This is a genomic window from Brumimicrobium sp., assembly GCA_023957385.1.
Lineage (GTDB): Bacteria > Bacteroidota > Bacteroidia > Flavobacteriales_D > Crocinitomicaceae > Brumimicrobium.
On the sequence record JAMLGZ010000001.1, the window covers coordinates 2,110,399 to 2,132,891 of the forward strand.

The 22,493-nt window shown below is 34.5% G+C and carries 17 protein-coding genes; 4 read left to right on the plus strand and 13 right to left on the minus strand.

Annotated elements, in window-relative coordinates; genetic code table 11:
• Nucleotides 1-210: 210 nt before the first annotated feature.
• The 4 genes from M9897_09310 to bshC form a co-directional block, all read right to left on the minus strand.
• A complete protein-coding gene (locus tag M9897_09310) occupies nucleotides 211-5,355 on the minus strand; it encodes a C25 family cysteine peptidase (protein MCO5269078.1) in 5,145 nt (1,714 codons plus the stop codon).
• A 36-nt stretch (nucleotides 5,356-5,391) separates the two neighbouring features.
• A complete protein-coding gene (locus tag M9897_09315; GenBank protein MCO5269079.1) occupies nucleotides 5,392-6,474 on the minus strand; it encodes a PorV/PorQ family protein in 1,083 nt (360 codons plus the stop codon).
• Between the two features lie 68 nt (nucleotides 6,475-6,542).
• Nucleotides 6,543-7,013: a type I restriction enzyme HsdR N-terminal domain-containing protein gene (locus M9897_09320; GenBank protein ID MCO5269080.1), complete on the minus strand. Its 471-nt coding sequence runs from the start codon at nucleotides 7,011-7,013 to the stop codon at nucleotides 6,543-6,545.
• 11 nt (nucleotides 7,014-7,024) lie between these two features.
• Entirely contained in the window at nucleotides 7,025-8,611 is a 1,587-nt protein-coding gene (bshC, locus tag M9897_09325) for a bacillithiol biosynthesis cysteine-adding enzyme BshC (protein MCO5269081.1), read from the minus strand.
• A 253-nt stretch (nucleotides 8,612-8,864) separates the two neighbouring features.
• On the opposite strand from bshC, the gene M9897_09330 reads away from it, so the two are divergent.
• Nucleotides 8,865-9,317: a peptidylprolyl isomerase gene (locus M9897_09330; GenBank protein ID MCO5269082.1), complete on the plus strand. Its 453-nt coding sequence runs from the start codon at nucleotides 8,865-8,867 to the stop codon at nucleotides 9,315-9,317.
• Between the two features lie 347 nt (nucleotides 9,318-9,664).
• Here the strand turns inward: M9897_09330 and M9897_09335 are convergent, their stop codons facing one another.
• The 7 genes from M9897_09335 to truA form a co-directional block, all read right to left on the minus strand.
• On the minus strand, nucleotides 9,665-10,627 hold the full coding sequence (locus tag M9897_09335; GenBank protein ID MCO5269083.1) for a pyridoxal-phosphate dependent enzyme: 963 nt from the start codon (nucleotides 10,625-10,627) through the stop codon (nucleotides 9,665-9,667).
• A 15-nt stretch (nucleotides 10,628-10,642) separates the two neighbouring features.
• Nucleotides 10,643-12,001, minus strand: coding sequence for an FKBP-type peptidyl-prolyl cis-trans isomerase (locus M9897_09340; protein MCO5269084.1), 1,359 nt, complete (start codon nucleotides 11,999-12,001; stop codon nucleotides 10,643-10,645).
• A 24-nt stretch (nucleotides 12,002-12,025) separates the two neighbouring features.
• Nucleotides 12,026-12,982, minus strand: coding sequence for a signal recognition particle-docking protein FtsY (ftsY, locus tag M9897_09345; GenBank protein MCO5269085.1), 957 nt, complete (start codon nucleotides 12,980-12,982; stop codon nucleotides 12,026-12,028).
• A gap of 67 nt (nucleotides 12,983-13,049) precedes the next feature.
• The gene (locus M9897_09350; GenBank protein ID MCO5269086.1) at nucleotides 13,050-13,205 is read right to left on the minus strand and encodes a DUF4295 domain-containing protein; all 156 of its coding nucleotides are present in this window, start codon (nucleotides 13,203-13,205) and stop codon (nucleotides 13,050-13,052) included.
• Nucleotides 13,206-13,214: 9 nt separating this feature from the next.
• Nucleotides 13,215-13,403, minus strand: a complete 189-nt coding sequence (gene rpmG / locus M9897_09355; GenBank protein MCO5269087.1) for a 50S ribosomal protein L33 — start codon at nucleotides 13,401-13,403, stop codon at nucleotides 13,215-13,217.
• 39 nt (nucleotides 13,404-13,442) lie between these two features.
• Entirely contained in the window at nucleotides 13,443-13,682 is a 240-nt protein-coding gene (rpmB, locus tag M9897_09360; protein ID MCO5269088.1) for a 50S ribosomal protein L28, read from the minus strand.
• Nucleotides 13,683-13,912: 230 nt separating this feature from the next.
• The gene (gene truA, locus M9897_09365) at nucleotides 13,913-14,656 is read right to left on the minus strand and encodes a tRNA pseudouridine(38-40) synthase TruA (protein ID MCO5269089.1); all 744 of its coding nucleotides are present in this window, start codon (nucleotides 14,654-14,656) and stop codon (nucleotides 13,913-13,915) included.
• 526 nt (nucleotides 14,657-15,182) lie between these two features.
• On the opposite strand from truA, the gene M9897_09370 reads away from it, so the two are divergent.
• From M9897_09370 to M9897_09380, 3 genes are all read left to right on the plus strand, one after another.
• Nucleotides 15,183-16,220 carry a DKNYY domain-containing protein gene (locus tag M9897_09370; GenBank protein ID MCO5269090.1) on the plus strand — a complete coding sequence of 346 codons (1,038 nt, stop codon included), beginning with the start codon at nucleotides 15,183-15,185 and terminating at the stop codon, nucleotides 16,218-16,220.
• A gap of 95 nt (nucleotides 16,221-16,315) precedes the next feature.
• Entirely contained in the window at nucleotides 16,316-16,723 is a 408-nt protein-coding gene (locus M9897_09375; protein ID MCO5269091.1) for a DoxX family protein, read from the plus strand.
• A gap of 325 nt (nucleotides 16,724-17,048) precedes the next feature.
• A complete protein-coding gene (locus M9897_09380) occupies nucleotides 17,049-18,386 on the plus strand; it encodes a Mur ligase family protein (GenBank protein ID MCO5269092.1) in 1,338 nt (445 codons plus the stop codon).
• A gap of 398 nt (nucleotides 18,387-18,784) precedes the next feature.
• Here M9897_09380 and M9897_09385 read toward each other — a convergent pair whose 3' ends face one another.
• Nucleotides 18,785-19,462: a response regulator transcription factor gene (locus M9897_09385; GenBank protein MCO5269093.1), complete on the minus strand. Its 678-nt coding sequence runs from the start codon at nucleotides 19,460-19,462 to the stop codon at nucleotides 18,785-18,787.
• Nucleotides 19,463-19,521: 59 nt separating this feature from the next.
• Nucleotides 19,522-22,491 (minus strand): glycosyl hydrolase family 18 protein, encoded by a 2,970-nt coding sequence (locus M9897_09390; GenBank protein ID MCO5269094.1) that lies wholly within the window; start codon nucleotides 22,489-22,491, stop codon nucleotides 19,522-19,524.
• Nucleotides 22,492-22,493: the final 2 nt, after the last annotated feature.

Genomic DNA, 22,493 nt, shown 5'->3' on the forward strand with positions numbered 1-22,493 from the left:
ATTTTTAAAATGAAATCTAAAAGTTATGGAATGTTTTGGGAATTACCGACTTGGTCGGTTTAGTTCAACTCACTTATCAGTCTCACTTTATAATCCTAATGCAACATACCACTGCAGCATTTATCTCATAACATGCGACATTATTCACTATCAAATATACAGCTTTCTTATGAATAAAACTTAATTAAAAGTAGATGAATTGATGCTAATTTACCTCATCAAATACATCTTACCCCAATTCTTCTTGAAGTATTGATCGGCGCCTGAAGAACGGTGTTCGATGTCTTCTCCATTTAAACGTGTGACAACGTGGTAAAGGTAAACACCATTAGCTAATTGATCTCCAAATTCGTCCCTTCCATCCCAGGCGTATTGAGTAATGTTCCTTCCTATTTTGATGGGGCCTAATTCATCCATGGCGATTTCTCGAACTACTCTCCCTGTTACAGTTATGATACGAATCATCATGTCATCTGGAACTTCAGAACCTGTCAAGGTAAACACGAACTGAGTTTTCGTAGAAAATGGGTTGGGATAATTCATTAAATGAGTAATCGTGGATCGTAGAATAACCTCAAAACGAACACGATATTCTATGTTACCAGATAAATTCCCAGCTTTATCTACTCCCTGCACCATCAACTCGTAAACTCCATCCTTTTTAAAGTCACCCGTATAGAATATCTTAAATCTAAGATTTGAGTTTGTAGCTGGAACCCATTCTAGGATAGGACCTTTGGTGGTTGATATAAAAGGAATCCTTTTTTGAATTCCACTAGGATCAGTTAAGTAAATACCAAAATTGGCTGTATCTGCATCTTCAGTCATGACCAAGAATGGATTTTCATCTTTGAGGGTAATCACAATTTCTGCTTTTGGACTGACAATATCCCCATTCAAAATATGCTCCCCATCAAATGTTACATCAAGGATAGGATTGATATCATCATGTCCCAACGAAAAAGGAAGCTGCAGTAGATTATTGAAATGTGCCAACTCAGGTTGATCTTTATATTCATTATTAACTCCTTTCGTGTACGGATTTACCTCCATCCATAGTACATTGTTTCCAGCCATTCCAACGGTTGAGAAATGAATGGTATCTCGTAGGGTTTGACTGACTCTTAAAGAGTCCTGACGTGGATATGAAATTAAGTGTTTCGTTTGGTATTGATCATTAATCCAATAATGAACAAGTAAGGAATCCATCGGCAAATCACTAATATTTTTAATATCTATGCCAAAAGACATATCCACTCCTTCCATCAAGGAATCAATGCTTTTCGGAAGTAAAACATATCCATTTGTACCATCGATAGCAGCTTCAGGCACATCATCATACAATACATGCCAACGATTAATTTGTGCAGGTGTAAAAGTTGTAGTATCTTCATAAATAGCTTGTAATTGCAAGAATGGATAATCTTGAGCAGGAATTAAGTCATTCAAATCTTGGAGGGAATCGTTCGATGAGAACAGTGTATCAATGACAATTCCAACATTCTGATTGATATCTAATCCTCTGATTAATAAACGCGTTTGATCATCCGTTGGGATTTCTTCTGGAGTTTGCTTCCAGTAAACCGTTTTCCAATTAGTAGATGGTCCAATGATCGTGGATGTTTCTACTCCTAAACTCAAAGAGCCGGTGAAATTACTACTCAACTGTATCAATTCTTTTGGAGTCTGTGCATGAATGATTTGTGCAGAAGAAGGATCTCCCTTTTTATAAATTAGAATAAAAGCTCTTTCAGGACTTGTAGGCGATATCCCCACCGCTCCAATATTAGAAAACAAATTAAATAAATTTGGATAAAGAGATTGCCATGTACTATACATAGCATACATTGATGTATATATAACCACATAATATCCATCCGGAATTTCGTTTTCTATCATGTTTTCAAAAGCTTGTATTTGCGATAAATCATTTTGTCTAAAAATGAAAAAATACTCCACTCTATTTCTACATGCGCTTCCGTCGTTTACATTTCCAAATTGATGAGTTGAATTGAGACCATTAAAAGCGGTTCCCCAAGGTTCATTCGCAACAGGGCTCACTACGCCTACATGAAAAGATGGCGTAGTTGTACATATACCATATTCAACATTTTGTCCATTTAACTGCCAGAGGGTATTACTATATTCAAATGTTGAAGAAGAATTATCATACACTTTAGCCGTGATTTCTACATCTTGACTATTAAAATAGCGTTTACGAGTTGGTCTATCGTATTTGACACTGTTAAAACTGTTGTTTTTATATTGAAAGAAATGAGACTGACCCCAACCACGTTTATGTGGAATATACTGGAAAGTATGCTCATTCCAATTCAACACACTAGAATCCACAGCAACACGCCAATAATACACCGTACTATCTGTACATAATAATGGAGAGTTAGCTCCATTTAAAGCACTTTTCCATTCGTTAGGAAAGACTTCTTTAACGCCACCCAGACCGCTAATGGTTGCATATTTTTTAAATGGACTGTTATATAAATCAGTTGTATCAATTTCAAAACGATAGGTTCTAAATGGAGCAATAGGATTAATTGTAGAGGCTTTAACTACAACTGAATCTTTAGGTACAACAGCATAATCAGCAGGCCATACAGGAAGAATTCCATCAATATTCACAAATAAATTAGCTGAGGTTTGATTATTTCCATATTCATCGTATTGTTCTGGCACAAAAGAAGGGATATCTGCCTTTACAGAAAAAACATTCATACCTCCCCCAATATTGACTTGCAAAGGCATTTTAAAAATAATGGTGTCTTTATAGTCCAATCCATTTACGGATAAATTATAAATAGAATCAATCGAGGATTGAGGGAAATGTCGCTGAATAGTAAGGTTAAAAGTATCAGTTATACTTTTACCTAAATTCGTTAAAACCACCTGAATTGCGATGGAATCAGTTGTCAATGAAATCTGATTAGGTGAAAAAGAGATATCTTCAACGGTCAAGTCTATTTCGGGTTTCTTATGCCAATTGATATGTATTCCTGGATCTGCATGTAAGACCATTTGCTGCGCGGTCATCTCGACTATGAAACTATTAAACTGACTTTCCATAATTTGAGCGGTTTTCATTACCTGCTCTCCAATAGTTCCTCCATAATTTGTTGTACTGATTTGCTTGTATAATTCAGAGGTGTATAAATTCAAATATGAGGCAAAACCTAATTTAGAAGAAGAAATAAAACCAATAGCTCCTAAATCTTCAATCATAACCATACGTTCAGAATTGGAGGTATTACCTGCTGTAAAAATATCTCCCGAATAACATCCGTTACCTATAACAAAAGGATATTTCCCTGTATTCCCCCATGCTGATGGCTCATCTATATTTTGATCAAATCCATCAGCTACAGCATGTCCAAAGAAATTGATTAATGAAACACCATTTTCAAGAAGTTGATTAACTTGAGAAGTCTGTAACGGATTAAAAGGTTCCGTTGTTTGTTTAAAGAAAGAGGTGACATTTCCTCCGAAATAGTTTCCTTCAATAGTATTTTTCATACCATTTAGATAGGACTTTAAGATGTTTTGCTCCTGTGTATTTCCTCCTCCACCAAAATGAATGACTTGTTTTTGCCAATCTTTCAGCGGTTTGTTATATACTCCATTTTGATTTTGTGCCGCTTCAAATACTTGTACTTTATTAAGATAAATAGTCAATTCACTGTCATTTTGCGCAGCTACTCTCCCTGTTGGAATCAAAGGAGCAAAGATGCTTGCATTATCCCAACCTGAGGTCAGACCCAAATCACTAGAAGGATTGCCATAGCTTGGCACAAGGTTTAGTTTACTGTAAATTGAATTTTTTCGTGGTGTATTCCCGGAAGCGGTATTTGGATCACTAGATTCTGTAACTCCTTTACCAGCAATAAATAAAGCTTCTGGTTTTTTTCCTGCTAAAAAATAAATGTGGTGTAAGGCTCTCTTGCTACCTAGTACATGTTTAGGCACTCCCCCGCCATACTGCATCCATGCATCATTCATTTCTACCAATAACACATTATGACTTCCTCCATTTACAGAAGTTCTATAACTCTTGTATTGATTTACAGAATTTTGCATAGCTTTATTGTACAAAATGATATAAGCTCCTTCTACATTGTCCACAGTATAATTATGAAAATATCCAGTCCCATTAACAGGAGTAATATTATTAATATGAGCAATAGTAGTCGCATTTTGTATGATTAAACGTTGATTTGCTCCATTGCTGGAGTTAGGAATAAGTCCTTGCCATATACCGCCATTATTCACCAAAGGAATCATACGCGTAATTCCTCCTTTCATCACTATCGCTATAGGTTGATTAAAGCCAGTATTCGTAATATCCAACCTCACCTTTGCTTGGAGAGGGGAATTTATTACTTCCCAATCTAAGTAAGTGCCGTTAATTATTGTTTTTCGAGGGTATTTTAAAGAAACATAACTAACAGATTGATAATCTGTCGCAGCTGCTTGATCTCCAATGATTTTAAAATATAAATTTGTATTTCCATTATTTAATGATGTTGTCGGGAAGGTTGTATTTACTACAGTTTGCCTAAATCCAACAAAAATTTCATCATATAACTGGAAGTTTGAGCTTCCAATCTCCCATCTGATATGGTGGTTTCCTACGCCAGTAAAAGCTGCATTAGAATTGGCATTGGATTTTGCATGAAAAACTGTGTTTACTGAACCTGTTCCTGTATAAATTTCAGGAGTAGCCAGAGGAATGGTTAAACTAAACCCTGAAGCACCATTGTAATTTGGACCTCCCCAACCTTCTCCAGGAGAAAAAGAAGAAGCATACGCTGCGGACTGAGAATAGCCTCCAAAATATTCAGAATTATAGTTAACATCTACTTTTTGAAGAATAAAATTTGCAGCAGTATAAATGGAATAATTACTATCTGTCTCTTTTACTATACGTTTAGTTGGACCATTTGTCCATGTAATAAAATAATACAAAGTATCACTATAGAGTGAATAAGCAGGATTTCCAATATCAGTGGGTTGATTATAGAGTAAAGAATCCAACCAACCGTCGTTTCGTTGCGCAAAAAATTCGATATATTCACCTGGATTTAACTTATTATCCCCATTATCTTCGATATTCAAAGGAACTTCCCGCTGTTTTCCAAAAATCTGAATTTGGTAGGAAAAAACAGCATTTATTGGAAAGCCAGCCATCACCAAATCATTGTAATAAATACGATAAATTCCATCTTGAACAATAGGGAATTTATAATATTGTTGCGAATAATTAACCCATTCATTACCAAATATCTGTCCAAATCCAGTAGTTGAAACAGACAGTATAATCAGTAAGAATAGTTTACGAATCATAGGCTAATAAATTGATTCACAAAGATATTATTATTCCTATTTGAAACCAAATTTAAGCGAAATAACGTGTGAATACAACGCATCTTTTTGATTACCCAAATTTGTAAAGGCATAATCCAAAGTTACTCCTTTTATAGTTACTCCAATACCAATGTTTGGTTGGACTGTTAGTTTACGTTTATCGTTAAAGTCCTTCATAAATTGAAAATTATTCACTCCTGTACGGATAGCAATAATATCACGCCAACCAATTTCCAATCCAACAACAGGATCCATACTTAATACTTTAGATTTAATGAGTGTATTTCTTTTACCATCTGTTGTTAGGGTAAAATCAATTTCCGGTGTAATATAAATATCTTTCCAATGGATATCTATCTTTCGCTGAGCGGCAAACATAAAACGAGGTAAAGTCAACTCAAGTCCATTTTGAGGTATTTCATTTCCTGTTTTTATGAAAACTTCTTTCATTTGATCGTCTAGCTTAAACATCCAAGCATTAAACGTGGAGGTTACATCTCTAAACATAGCTCCAAAGCGCCATTTATCTTCAATTTTATACTGCAATCCAGCATCAAGACCAAAACCCCAACTTTGTGCAAATTTACCGGCTTTTCGATAGATTACTTTTACAGTTCCTCCTATACTCAGACCTTCTATTCCTAGTTCTCGTCCATACGAGAATAAGAAAGCATAATCCGCAGCTGTAAAAGTTGTAACCCTATCATAATCTATTCTCCCTTGATTGTCGATTAACTGTGTCGTATTGGGAATATCATCTACACCAAAACGAAGTGCTGCGAAGCCAACAGAGCTTTTCTCATCGATACGAGAAGCAATACCTATATAGTCGTATTTGGCAATACCAGCAAAATATTCAGAGTGCATTAATCCAATAGCTACTTTATTTTTAACTCCAGTTAACCCAGCAGGATTCCAATAAACAGAAGTGACATCATTTACTCCAGCAACCATTGCATTACCCATTCCCATTGCCCGGGCACCCACACCAATCTGTAAAAATTCATTGGAATATTTAGGAGCCAAAGATCCTTGCGCCAGCATTTGGAGCGGAAGAAATACAATAATCGTAAATAGTTTCAAAAAGATTTTATTCATGCCGAATTAAGATACGCAAATTTGTAAAAAATATTGTTTATAAATGCTCTTTAGGTGAAATATTTATGTTATTTCTCACTTGTGGCACACATCATTCCGTAGGAAGGAATTTCATCTTGATAAAAAACACTACCTGTTTGCTGATCAACATTTGCTATGATAGTTTGAAGTCCGTTAGTCAATATAAGCCAATTAACGCGTAGTTTGAAGTTATATTGAGCAATTTGATGTAGAACTTCCTCGGTAAGTCGCACATCTGGTCGTTTACATTCAATAATAGCAACAGGATTTCCTTGTTTATCAAACACTACTCCATCACAGCGGCGAGATAGGTTATTAACCGAAATAGCATGTTCAGCTGAAATTAATGAAAACGGTACATCTTTGTGATTCACCAAAAAATGAAGTACATGCTGACGTACCCATTCTTCAGGTGTTAACATTAATTTCTTTTTTCTAAATTCATCCCACACATAAATAGTTTCCCCTTGTTTGGAAAGTTTTAATTCTGTTTTGGGAAAATTTAGTGGAACTAACATACATTCTCTGTTTATTCTTCTATCAATAAAATTAAGTCTGGTTGTAAAGGATCCTCAACTTCGTAAAGTTTATGAATAAATTCCTTTTTTCCATATTTGGCAATATAGGGGATAATATTTTCAAAACGTTCTTGCAACCCATTACCTGGGAAGAGTCGTTCGTAAATTCCATCTATCTTTTGCATAGACTCATCAAATTTCCGTTTTTGTTGACGTATTAATTTTTCCTTTATAACATCTATCTGCTTTTGAATACGCACAATCTCACCTTTACCAAATCCATCCAAGCCTTTATCTACGTGTAAAATAGTACTTTCTAATTCCTGAGTAAAAGTTTGTAGAGAGGCATCCAAGCTCGTAAAATCCAATTTATCTTCTGCATTATCGAGTACAAATTGTTTTTTCAACTCATCTATAGGCTTAAAAACATAGTCAACATGTAGCTCTAGTTGCTCAATTTTTTTTACAGTTGTTTTATCAAAATATTGAATAGAATTTCTCACTTTAATCAATGGATATGGAATAGAAGTTTGTTCAAACATTCCTTTTAATTCCAACCAATAGGCCATCTCACCACCACCGCCTAAATAACAAAGATTGGGAAGAATGCATTCTTGGTATAAAGGTCGCATAACTACATTAGGTGAAAAACGCTCTGGATATTGTTTTACTTCCTGTAATAAATCAGCTTGAGAAATATTATTTTTTCCTATTTCAAACTGTTTATTTGCTATTGGAATAATACGTTCTCTAGTTTGAGTATCTATATAAAACAAATTAATGGGACGTGGTGTAGCTTGTCCATGATATCCAATTTTTTCTAATTTTTGAATAGCTTCCAAAATGGGAGATTCAGAAAATTGCTCAGTAAGTTCTTTTTCTATAATAGGAATAAAAGAAGTCTTTAAACGCTTATCATCCGCATCTAAAATAAGCAATCCATAGTCTCCAAATAAATCCATTAAAAATTCTCGGGTAGATTCTGCTAAAGTTTCCTTTTGGTAAAAAGTACTTAAATAGCTAGCAAATTCTTCATTATTCTTGAATTTATCTAACAGATTCTGTTTAAATCCTTTGATATCATGCAGCTTAAATCTTCCTACTGGGCCTTCTTGGGTACTTTCCCATATTAGCTTATCATTGAATAAGTGTATATGATTAATTTCTTCAAAATCATGATCTTCAGAAGCCATCCAAAAGATAGGTACAAAATTATAATCGCTATATCTTTGTGCTAATTGTTCCGTTAACTTGATGGCATCCATAATCTTATATGCCGTGTAAAGAGGACCTCCATACAAACTCAACTGATGTCCTGCTGTCACAGTAAATGTGTTCTTCTCTTTAAATAATTCCACATTATTTTGCACTTTAGAGAATGTAAAGTACGGTTCAAGTTGTTCTTTTAATACTGTATAGGTTAACAATCTTTGTTCAGTTGAATAGCTTTTCTGTTTTCGTTGAATCTGTCTTTCAAAACTTTCTAATGAAATAGGCTCTTGAATAAAATCTTTGAATAATTCTTGATTATCACATAGTTGATTTGATAATTCACTAAAAAAATGTGTGTGGCGTCTATTAATTGTTAATTTATTCATGCAAAGAATTTAATATCAAATACAAATATAATCAGATAATGTTTAGTGGAGTACCAATAGCTATCGACAGAAAATTATGAAGTTCCCATGCTCCCCCTTTGGAGGGGGCTGGGGGGAGGACACCACATAACACCTGGAGGGAGGACGCCACATAACACCTGAATGGAGGACACCACATAACACTGTAATATTAAAAATAATGTACAATACCATTATTTAAATATTAATTTTGCAGAAAGAATAATTTTAAAACATGAAAGGAATAATTAAAACAAACAAAGGGAATATGACTGTGGAGTTTTATGAAAAGGATGCTCCAAACACAGTGGCAAACTTTGTAAAATTAGCTAAAGAAGGCTTTTACACAGGATTAAAATGGCATAGAGTAATTCCTGACTTTGTTATTCAGGGAGGTTGCCCAAACACACGCGAAGGCGCAACAGGTCACCCAGGCACAGGAGGTCCTGGATATTCTATTGATTGTGAGTTAACAGGAGATAATCAATACCACGACAGAGGAGTTTTATCTATGGCTCATGCTGGAAGAAATACAGGGGGATCACAATTTTTTGTTTGTCATTCTCGAAATAACACTTCTCATTTAGATAGAAATCATACATGTTTTGGTAAAGTAATCGAAGGACTAGATGTATTAGACCAAATCAGAGTTGGTGATACAATTGATACGATAGAAATTATCGATTAACAGTAGTTCAATATACTGGAAAGAATAGGCTCATTTATAATAAGTCTATTCTTTTTTTTGTCTTTTTAGCTAATATTCATCGAAATAAAGCTATATTCATCGATAAAAAGATGTATTTCGTCTAATAAATCATAATATTCGTAGGTTCAAATTTACTGTTTGAAAAGTTAGATGTACCGTTTGCGAATTAAGATTAGCAGTTTATACATCTACCAGAAAAAGATTCTTTTATCTGTTTATATTTGATATACAAGATTGAAAAAAAAGATTGTCCTAAATCTACAATATAAAGGGAACCCAACAACCCTATTCAAATGAATTAAAAGTTGGGAGTTTTGTAGTATAGTTTAGCGTAAAAAGTCGTTTCCAACCGAAACGGCTTTTTGCATTATATAATTTAATTGGTTAGACCATGGTAAAGCTCCCTGCAAACCACCTGTATGAATAAACAGAACATTATCATCTATTCCAATTTGGGTATTTTCTATATCTATTTTTAATTGATAAAATGCCTTCGAGGTATAGATAGGATCTAAGGGTAATCCGTCCACATCGTAGATGAGGTTGATAAAATTAAGTAATTCAGGAGTTACATGTGCAAACTTTCCAAAATGTGCATCTTCTTCTATAATTAGGCGTGACATATAGGTATCAACATTCTCTAGCCCCAAAGCTTCACTTATCATAGAACGAATATCTTTTTCCAAAAAATTTCCTTTTAAGGCAGATATTACATGAATTCTTGTGTTGGAGTTGCTCTCCAAAAGAACACCAGCTGCTGTTGTACCTGTTCCTGCAGCAAGGTAAATATCCGTATAATTATCTGGAGTTTCTTGCACAATCTCTTGACAACCCATAAGTCCCAAAACTCCTCTTCCTCCTTCTGCCACAATAAAATAATCAGGATATTCTTTACTTAACTGTGTAAAAAAATCTGGATTATATCTATTTCTAAAAAGAGAGCGTGGTTTAAATAGTAATTGCATACCATATTCAGTACAGGCTTGTAAAGTTAGATTAGATTGAGCATTTAACTCTTCTCCCCTTACTAAACCTATTGCTTGTAAACCGAGTAATTGACAAGCTCTAGCAGTTGCAACTAAATGATTAGAATAAGCTCCACCAAAGGTTAATATCCCTTTCTTTCCAAGTTCTTTAGCCTTCAACACATTGTATTTCAGCTTTCTCCATTTATTTCCCGAAACTACTGGGTCAATTAAATCATCTCTCTTTACATCAATAAAAAAAGAGTGACTGTCTCCATACGGAACAGACACTCTTTGAATAATTGAACGGGAAGTATCCAACATAGAATTGGATATTGATTATTTGTTTCCTACCAAAGAACCAGGCTTGCCAGCATTTAAGATTTCAATTTCAAAGGTAAGCGTTTCATAAGGTCTTACTCCCTGATTTCCAGTCTCTCCGTAAGCTAAATCATAGGGTAAAACCAATTTATAACGTCCTCCAATTTTCATTTTAGGAATACCCAGTTGCCATCCTTTTACTACTTGAGCTAAAGAGAATGTTGGAGCAGGCTGATTATACTGAGCAGAACCCATATAGCTATTTTCAACTACTTCTCCATTTGAATCTGTTAAGATATAATGTGCTTGTACATCTCCTCCTTCTGGAACTGAAGCTCCTTTTCCCTCTTCAAGGGTAATCAACACAAAGCCTGATTTGTCCACATAAGATTTTGGTTGTTTTTTAGCCTCTTCTAGTATTTTTCTACCTTTTTCTTTGATGGCAAAATTTTTCTCATTTTGTACTAATATTTTAGAATGAATAATGAGAGCAGAGAACGGTTGAACAATATATCCTTGTGAATTTGGGGCACGCAAACCATCATCTCCATATGCTAAATCATATGGTAAATACAGCGTGTAATCACCGCCAACTTTCATAAACTCAGAAGCTTGCTTCCAACCTTGAGGGAAAACGATGTCATCAGCACTTACTGTCTGTGAGTTCTCATCATCGGTGTGATTCATTCCTTTTACAGTGGAAATAATGGTATCTCCAGAGGTGTTTATTAAGGTATATACAATTTGATATTCTTTTGACAAATCAACACCTTCTCCGTTTCCTGCTGCATTTTGAATTAGAATGTATCCTTCAGGATGAACTCCTGATTTAAATTCTTCCTTTTTTTGTTCCATAAAAAGATTTCCTGCTATTTTATTCAAATCATTATTAAAATCAATAATCATTTTTTGACGTTCACTCATTTCAATTAGGGTGTCCACTTTATTCATAGCATCAACGAAACCGATACGGATAATGTCAGCATCTACTTTGTCAAATGCATTTTTAGAATTCAAAGATTTCCTCAACATTTCACCAAAAATAGCTCCATAACAATGAGAAATTTCCTTCATGCCATGTTGGGTAGTGTCAATTCCTGTAGGGTTTGAAAAAGCTTGATTTAAAATTTCATAACACTCTTTTGATTTTTCATCTTGAGAAGTTAATAAATTATAGAATCCGTTTTCTAATTCCTTCTTGTTTAACTGATCATATATTTCATCAGGTATATTTTGAAGATTCGCTCCCATATCAGCACCTAAAGCATAGGAAATACGTTGTTCAAATTTATCTAAATCAACGCCTGATGCGTCTTTTGGTTTATTTCCACACGCTACAAGAAGCATGACAACAGAAACTATAATTATTCTTTTCATTGATTATTATTTGTTTAATTATTCTTATTCACCAAAGAGTGAGTCAACAAAGGCACGTCTATTAAATGGTTGTAAATCATTAATTTGCTCACCAACTCCAATATATTTTACAGGGATTTTCATCTGGTCAGAGATACCGATAACGACACCACCTTTTGCTGTTCCATCTAATTTTGTAATTGCTAGAGCGGTAATTTCAGTTACAGAAGCAAATTGCTTAGCTTGTTCAAAAGCATTTTGTCCGGTAGAACCATCCAGTACCAACATCACTTCATGTGGAGCTCCAGGAATCACTTTTTCCATAACCCGTTTAATCTTTGCTAATTCATTCATCAGATTTACCTTATTATGTAAACGACCTGCCGTATCAATTAGCACCACATCTGCTCCTTTTGCTTTTGCTGCTTGCAAGGTGTCATAAGCCACCGAAGCAGGATCTGCATTCATTCCTTGTTGTACAATAGGAACTCCTGCTCTTTCCGACCAAATAATTAATTGATCCACAGCAGCAGCTCTGAATGTATCTGCAGCACCCAACATTACACTTTTACCTGACTCTTTAAATTGATGTGCTAATTTCCCAATAGTAGTTGTTTTACCAACACCATTTACACCCACTATCATAATTACATGAGGATTATTGTCTGCATGTTTAGGAAGTTCATAATCACTATCCTCCGTATTGTTTTCTTCTAGTAGGGCTGTAATTTCTTCTCGTAGAATATTTTGTAACTCAGATGCGCCAACATATTTATCACGAGAAACTCTTTCTTCAATACGTTCAATAATTTTTAAGGTGGTTTCTACTCCTACATCAGAGGTTAATAAGACTTCTTCCAAATCATCCAACACATCATCGTCCACTTTAGATTTACCAACGACAGAACGTGTCAACTTGGAAAGAAGGCTTTCTTTTGTCTTTTCTAGACCTTCGTCTAATCTTTCCTTTTTATCTTTTGAAAAAAAACCGAATAATGCCATAATATAAAAAAAAGCTCCCTACAATGGCAGGAAGCTATAGTAATACTTTATATAGTAAGCGTTAAGATTATTTATTTTTAGTAAACCAATCTTTAACCTCTTCGTTTAAAACGATTTCTTCTTTGAAAGAATATGAACCTTTCTCGTTTTTTACCATTTTAATAACCTTGGTATGAGCTTTTCCGCTACCTGTTTGAATAGATGCTACTGATTTCTTTGCCATGACGTAAAATTATTTAATTTCTTTATGAACGGTAACTTTTTTAAGAATAGGATTGAATTTTTTAATCTCCAAACGATCTGGAGTGTTTTTTCTATTCTTTGTTGTAATATAACGAGATGTTCCAGGCATTCCTGATTCTTTATGCTCAGTACACTCTAAAATTACTTGGATTCTATTTCCTTTAGCTTTCTTTGCCATTTCTTTATTTATTATATTCTAATACTATTCAGCTTCTAATTACTGATTAAGATATCCTTTTGCTCTAGCTTCTTTTACACACGCAGTGATTCCTTTTTTATTTACAGTTCTCATTGCTGCAACTGAAATTTGAAGCGTGATAGACTTATTTTCTTCAGGTAGGAAGAAAGTCTTCTTCACTAAATTAGGATAAAACTTACGTTTCATCTTAATATTTGAGTGAGAAACGTTATTTCCTCCCATTACTTTCTTTCCTGTTAACTGACAAACTCTTGACATAATACTATATTATTTTATCCTCTTTTTACAAAAACGGATGCAAAGGAAGATATATTTTTCGGAAATAACAAGGAATTTTCGAAGTATTTTGAAAAATATTTTCCAACCAATCTTTGTGTTTGCAAATATAACAATAAATTACAGCACAACAAGAAATAATATAAAGTGATAAGTAATGCCATTCAAACCTGTAAGTTACTGAGACAATAAATTACTTTATTCACAAGGAACTATTTAATAAAAGGATAAGCAACCTTATATAAAAACAATCCTTTTGCTGGAACAGAATGTCCTGCACTGGATCGATTCATGTCATCCATAATAATTTTCATATCATCTACTTTTATTTCCCCCTTCCCTATTTCTATTAAGGTTCCAACAATTGCACGTACCATATTTCGGAGGAAACGATTCGCTGTAATTTCAAAACACAATTGGTCTCCTATTACTTTCCATTCTGCATGATATACTTCGCAAAAATTATTATTTACATCTGTATGTAATTTTGAAAACGATGTGAAATCATGCTTTCCTAACAAAATAGTGGCTGCTTTATTCATGGCCTCTACATTTAGCACAATTGGATGGTACCAACTATTATTTGCATGGAATGGTTGTTTTTTGTGATGAAGATAGTAATGATACGTACGCTCGGTAGCATCAAAACGCGCATGGGCATCCGAGGCCACTTCCAGAATTTGTTCAATAGCAATATCAGCTGGTAGCATGTAATTTAATTTATATTGCAATTGCTCTATAGTCATTATTGGCTTCAAGTCCACATGGAAAAAAGACTGTTTGGCATGTACACCTGCATCCGTTCTTCCACAGCCTGTGATTTCTATTTTTTCGTTGGAGTAAATTTGACTCAAGCGATTTTCAATTTCTTCTTGGATAGTCTTAGCATTGGGCTGTATTTGCCAACCCGAATAGTTTGTTCCGTCGTAAGAGCATTCAAAAAAATATCGCTTCATGGGACAAAAGTATGAAAAAAATTGAGGAGAGTGTAAATTAGCAGCAATGGAGATTTAACTGTAAAGGGCGCAGAGGTTTGGCGCAAAGGGCGCGGAGTTTTTTTTTGAAACACATAGGCACATAGGGAACATAGGGGTGATAGCGTAGTGTTCTTTTAACACATAGGTACATAGGGAACATAGTCCTTTTTCTATGTGTTCTATGTTCATTTCAACAAGTTCAATGCAGGTCTATGTGTTTGATATTTATTATTCGTTGTTCATTAAACACATAAGTACATAGGGAACATAGGTTTTCTGCTATGTGTTCTATGTATCTATGTGTTTAATTATTCGTTCAACATATAGGTGCATGGGCGTAGAGAGTTTTTGGAACACATAGGCACATAGGGATTAGAGGTTTTTTTGTAAGTGAAATAGAAATATAAATTATTTTACAGTTTTTAGTATCGCGAAAAACAAAGTGATAAATTTGACGTCGATGGTTTAACAATAACAATTGTCATTGCATAGAAATAGTTGTTAAATGAAAGGTTTTATAGTCTTTTGGTGTGTTTTACTCTTTTACGTCGTTTTTAACGATAAAGATTATGCTATTGAATCAAGCATTGTTACAAAAACAGAAACACAAAACCAAGTTGATGAAAATGCTTTTCATTTATTTCCAATTCCTATTCAAACGACTATCTTTGAATCAGAATCTTTAGTTATATATGCTAGTTTACTTCCTACATTACAAAGTGGAGGGCTAATTCAAAAACTTATGAATAACACAAAATTGATATCGTTTTCTCAAGAACTACCTAAGAAATTCAAATGGATCAATTGGATTATACTCCTACCTATTATCGTGTGGCCTTTCGTTTTCTTTTTCAGTATCTTTATTTTTGATGACCCTAATGCAAATCCTACAAAAGCTTGGTTACTCTTCTGCGCTATCAATGCATACCCCTTATATCTATTCGTTTTATTCGAATTAAACGCCCGATTGTACCTGAAATCCAATGCCGCTGGCTACATACTTCCCTTACTTACATTGGGGACTATTTTATTCATCATAGGGAATATATATTACTCAGAAAAAAAAGCTGTAAGAGCACGTGAGGCTAAGGAACAACTTCGGAGAGATGCTGGATATATAGGGAATTGTGACAGTTATAAAATTATAGATAAGGTGGTGTATTATTATGAAGACACTCTTGTAAACGCTGATGCTGCTTCGTTTGAATTTATTAACTGTAATTTTGGTAAAGACAAAAACACTGCCTATAAAGGAATAGACCCCATCTTGAATAGTCACCCGGAGTCTTTTGTAATGATCGATTTTAAATGGCAAAAAGATGATTATAGGTACTATTTTAAAGGGAAAGCTCTGGAAGACATCGATTATCCTTCATTTGAAATTCTTAACATTGGATATGCCAAGGATAAAAACAAGGTGTATTTTGGAAATAACGTCGTGGAAGACGCAGATCCACAAACTTTTAAGGTTAACATAATTACTGGAATAGGAGTCGATGGTTTGAAAGAATTTAAAGATGGTATCTGGAGAAATAAACCATAGAAAAACTTAGTTTTACTCTTTGGATCTCTGACTGTTGTGAACAAAACTTGGCCCTTATTATTAAAAGAACAGAATAAAAACATCATATTTAAATAATGAAAGTAACAGAACAAAAAATAGTTGAGTGGTTTTTAAGAATTGCCATCAGCATTGGTTTTCTTTCGGCTGTAGCTGATAGATTTGGATTATGGAAGGCCGAAATATCCGCCTGGGGAAACTGGGATAGTTTTATTTCATATACTCACTTATTGAGTCCGTGGGCTCCTAGTTCTATCATTGGAATAGTTGGCGGTCTGGCAACTTTCTTAGAGGTGTTTTTTGCTGTTATCTTACTGACAAACTATAAGACTTCCTTCTTTGCAAAAGGTGCTGGATTTTTATTGCTCACTTTTGGACTTTCAATGGCTTTATTTGTGAATGTAAAGGCTCCTTTGGATTATTCAGTTTTTATGGGTAGTGCGAGTGCTTTTGCGTTGGGGTATATGACGAAGGGTGGAAAGTAAGCACAGGGCGTAATTAACCGCAAAGGACGCGGAGGTTTGACGCGGAGGGCGCGGAGTTTTTTTTTTAAACACATAGGTACATAGGGAACATAGTCCTTTTTCTATGTGTTCTATGTTCATTTCAACAAGTTCAATGCAGGTCTATGTGTTTGATATTTATTATTCGTTGTTCATTAAACACATAAGTACATAGGGTTTTCCATATCCAATCAACAAGTAATTAACAATAATTCAACAGCTTGTTAAAAAGTTTTGAACAAAACTAGCTATTTCCATTTTGGGATATCTTCAAAGTTCTTACCTTCATCTTTCAAATTAATTATTCATGAAAGTTCATTTTATAGCCATTGGAGGAAGCGCTATGCATAATTTAGCTATTGCTCTTTCCAGAAAAGGTATAAACGTTACAGGTTCAGATGACGAGATTTTTGAGCCTTCACGTGGTAGATTAGAAAGACAGGGGATTTTGCCTCAAACTATTGGTTGGAATACTGACCTGATTACTTCTGACTTAGATGCTGTCATTTTAGGAATGCATGCACGAGAGGATAATCCAGAACTGATTCGAGCTAAGGAACTAAATATTCCCATTTTCTCCTATCCTGAATATTTATATGAACAATCAAAAGATAAAATCAGAATCGTTATCGGTGGTTCTCATGGAAAAACGACAATTACTTCCATGATTTTACATACGCTCAAGAATTTGGATTTTCCAGTAGATTACATGGTAGGTGCGCAATTAGAGGGTTATGATTGTATGGTAAAATTGACCAATGAAAGTAAATACATCATTTTAGAAGGTGATGAATATTTGAGTTCTCCCATAGATAGACGACCTAAATTTCATTTATACCAGCCCAACATCGCTTTATTAAGCGGAATTGCTTGGGACCATATTAACGTCTTCCCTACTTTTGAAAACTATGTGGAACAGTTTGATATATTCTGTCAACTGATTAGCGAAGGCGGAACACTTGTTTACAACAGCGAGGATGAAAATATTTGTAAAGTTGCTGAAAAACAGAAAGGAAGAATAGAACTTATTCCTTACAGCACCCCCTCCTATTCCTCTGTTGAAGAAGGAACTATTTTCCATTATAACAAGAAGGATTTTCCTTTAAAAATATTTGGACAACACAACCTTCAAAACCTCGTAGGTGCTATGAATATTGCTAAATCTATAGGGATTGCAGAAGAAAATTTCTTAGAAGCAATGGCTGATTTTACGGGTGCTGGAAAAAGATTAGAAAAAGTCAGTGAAACCAAAGAACGTATAGTCTTTAAAGATTTTGCTCATTCACCTTCCAAATTAAAGGCTACCACAAAAGCAGTAAAAGAACAATTTTCTTCTCGTAAATTGGTTGCCTGCATGGAATTACACACCTTTTCCTCGCTTAAAAAAGAGTTTTTGCCACAGTATAAAAATGCAATGACAGAAGCAGATAAAGCAATCGTATATTTTAATCCAAAAGTAGTTGAACATAAAAAACTAACCCCCATAACAAAAGAAGAAGTGTTACAAGCTTTTGGGAATAATATCGAAGTAGCAAATGAAACGCAAGAAGTTTTACAATTCATCGAGCGAGAAAGTACTGAAAATATGGTTTTATTGATGATGAGTTCAGGGAATTTTGATGGAATAGATTATACTGAGTTATAAAAACTCATTTTAAATCTATAATATTTAGAGTAATTGTTGAATTTATTAGCTTGTTTATAAATAGATAAAGACATATTCATCTAAAACTTTTAAATAGTAACTAAAAACCACCTAATTTCTATTGAGAACACATTGAAATGGATTGTAACGGGAAGGAAAAAAACCTAAATCTTATCGAAAATGTTGATCGTTAGGACGCACCTTATATTTTAACGAAGAGAGGACGAACTAAAAACTGCTAATAATGGAAGAAGTTCCGTAGCTTTAGCGGAGGAAATCACTGACATTATCAGTTTTTAGGAGTATTCTCAAGGAAAAATATACAGCGCTAGTCCCGTACATCTGTCGGGATTTTTTGTTTCTTTTTTTGGGCAATGCAAAAAAAGAAAAATAGAACCCTACTCCTCCCCGCTTGTAAATGTAAATTTATTCGGGCTTACTATATTCGATTTTACGGCATACATGACAAGTCCTGCTGTATTTTTAGTACCCAGTTTAGTCATAATGTTTTTGCGATGTGTGTTCACTGTATGCTGACTCAGGTGGAGATATTCTGCGATTTCTACGTTGGTACTTCCCTCAGCGATGTACTTTATAATTTCCATTTCCCGTTCAGAAAGCATAACAGGGGCACAAGAAAAATTTTTGACATCTAAGTGTTCAACGTCGATAGAATGGCGACGGATAGTATCCATAATTTTACCGCAAAAGAACTTATTTCCGGCATAAGTTTCCTTAACTGAATCCAGAATTTCTCCCCTATCGCAATCTTTCTTAATATAGCTAGCAACACCTGATTTTAATGCTTCCATGAGTACAGTTGGATTTTGTTCTGGAGTGATGGCTACTATTTTTAAATGTGGGTTTTTCTTTAGAATTTCTGGAACTACATCTAAGGTATAATTGGGTGATGTATAGTCTAAAACTACCAAATCAACTGATTTTGAGCAAACTAAATCGTATAATTCAGCTTCTGAATTAGCTTCACCAACTAATTCAATTGCAGCATCAGAACTTAAGATGGTATGTAATCCAATACGGACAATTTCATTACTATCTGCAATCACAACTTTCATGATGCAAATATACAATTAATCTTTCTTAATTAGAATGGTTTTAAATAAAGAATAATCATTTACATCTTTATCCATTGAAATTTTAAAACTTTTTCATTCATTTTAATGGAAATAATATAGTTTCCTGCGGTCAAATGTTGAACATTCAATTTCGTTAAATCACCCTCTTCATACTTTTTAACAAGCTTACCATCCGCACTATATATTTCTACTCCAGTAATAATTTCATTTTGAATAGAAATATTCAAATAATCACGAGTTGGGTTTGGATAAATGAAAATGTTTTCTGCATCAAAAGAAGATAATCCCGAAGGTTCTGACGCCATGAATCTAAATCCATCTGAAGAACTCTCCTCTACTAATCCAGCACCATTAACAGCTCTAATAGTGAAGAAATATAATTCATCTAAAACAAAATTACCTGAACTAATTGTAGCGCTTTGTCCTCCTAAAACTGGAGACCAATTAATAATATCATCACTTCCAGGACTAGTACCAATCGCATATTCAAAATTTGAGACACCTGAGTTTGGATCATCTGCATTCCAGAAAGAGCTTGCAGTAAGTAATCCTACATAAATAGTATCTAAATCGGTATTCAAATCGCCATCGTTCACAAAGTCAAATACGGGAGCTGTCCAGTCAACATTAAACAACAAAGAATCCACTTCTGAAATACGGTTAGCTGTATTAGTAGATAAGGTTCGAACTAGCCCTGCTGCTTGGGTAGGCGAAGGATTTTGGTATCTCATATCGTTGGTAGCTGCGGGACCAACAAGTACATCAACTTGTGGAAATCTAGAGCGATACACTCTCAGATTATCAATTTCGTATGTACAATTTCCACTTCTAAAAGAAATATAATCTCCTGTAGCAATTGGTGTTGGATCCGTCCAAGAAGCAGCCAACTCATCATTTACATATACAAGTAATTCTCCAGTAATTCGATCAAAAATCACTTTGTAATTATACCAAGTATTTGCAAGCACGGTGTAGGAAAGATTTACTTTTAAAGAAAGTACATCATTCTCAACTTTATAGATTTGAATTTCTTCGTTTCCTGGATTTGATGCAGCATCAGGTCTAAAATACACCAAATAAGAATTTCCTCTGTTTTCCGCCGTTGGATCATCACTAAAGATATGAATACCAGCTCTTCTATTAGTTCCAGAGCCACTAATCTTACCTTTCCAAGCATATATATGTGTATTAGATAAGCTTTGAGTCAAGGAAGCATAAATATTAGTATTCCCTTCACTCTCATTGGTTTGTTTTAGGTTTGTTCCTTCCGACCAAGTTCCATTTTCAATAGTCCAATCGCTGTGAATACTTCCATCGTTAAAATCCTCTGTAAAAAATCCTCTAGTAGCATTGGAACGCCATTCAGTCCCATCAAAATCAGCTACATTGTAAAAATTCTTTTTCAAACTTGAATTTGGTGCTGAGTCATCAAAGGTTTGTTCAAAGTCTTCTGTTTTCCAGCCTGGATTTGCATTAACAAGGGAAATAGGATCATCTAAAACAACATTACATGTATAATTTAATTTAAATCCTTGTGCGGTAGTTGCACCATCCGAAGTGAATTTAAGGGTAAAAGCACCACCAGTCGTTGTAAAAGCAGCTGGTGCATTTGTTCCTGTAAACGGACTTCCTGGCACTTGAGGAGCACCTGTAGAAGTTCCATCATAAATATAAAGATAATCATACCCTTGTTCAATATCCATAGACTGAATATCTATCGTAATATTAGAAGCTCCCGCAGGTGCAATTGTGTAGCTATAATTTTCTTTGTCATAATATGGTTTATTCGGTCCACCACCAATATCATAAAGAGTTCCGCTACAAGGCACTTGATAGCAATCTGTCATATAATCACTGATGGCGTTCCAGAAATCAGGATATCCATCGTCAAAACCAAGGGCCCACATTCCCATACCACCGATATCTCTTTTACGAATAAAATCTAAACGTTCACGCATATCATTTTCTTCGGTGATGAAACACTGACGAGGATTACCACCTGAGTAATAATTATAATATGTACTACGAGTATCCGCAGCAAAATTTCGATTGGCTGTAGAATAGTATCCATTGGCATTATCTTTTACAGTTGAATAAACTACAGAAACTGCTGTTCCAGAAACAGTTGATGCGGGTAACGGAAATCCAGTTACTTGCCAAGATCTTCCATAGTAAGGAAGTGCTAATACCAATTTCTCTTTTGGTACTCCAAGATTTAAATAATAAGTAACCGATTTCGAATGTGAATAATTATACGTGCTTCCAAAATGAAATAAAGGATCAGAAGGCCCTGTAGTGGAGCTGCCACTGTAATAATAGTCATACCCCATGATACAATATAAATCAATGTATTGATTTAAACTAGGAACATCAAAAATACTACTCCATTCAACCGCATAAAGAGCTACAGATAGCTGTGCATTTGGTATCGCAGTTTTTAATTGAGTTGAAAGATTAGCGACAAAATTCTTAAAAGGCGTTTTATGACTAGCAGTCATCCCCTCAAAATCTAGATTAACGCCTGTTGCACCTCTATTTTGAAGTAAAGTAATGACATTTGTAATAAAGGTTTGCTGTGCCGTAGGGCTATTAAAGAAAGTGGTATGATCACTAAACAAAGTTACACACAAATTTACACGTACACCATGATTTAAGGCTTCAGTCACCACATTTGCAGTAGAGAAACTATGGGTAGAATTTGCATTACCTGTGCTCGGATTTAATTCATAACTAAAATAAGAGAGATCTGTAAGTAAATCCCATTGATAATTATTCTCTTTTCCATTACTCCAGTATGGATGCCATCCAAAAACAACTTTATTGGTATTACATGTTGCTCGATCGTAAAGAGGTGTAGCTCTTGGAACATGGTTTTCTTCATAATAAACGCCGTCTTTCCCTAAGGAATTATAATATTCTAATTGTTCTTGTTGAATAGACGTATAATGAACTTGCCCTACTGAATAGAATGAATAGCAAAAGAAGATTGCGATAAATGCATTTTTCATAA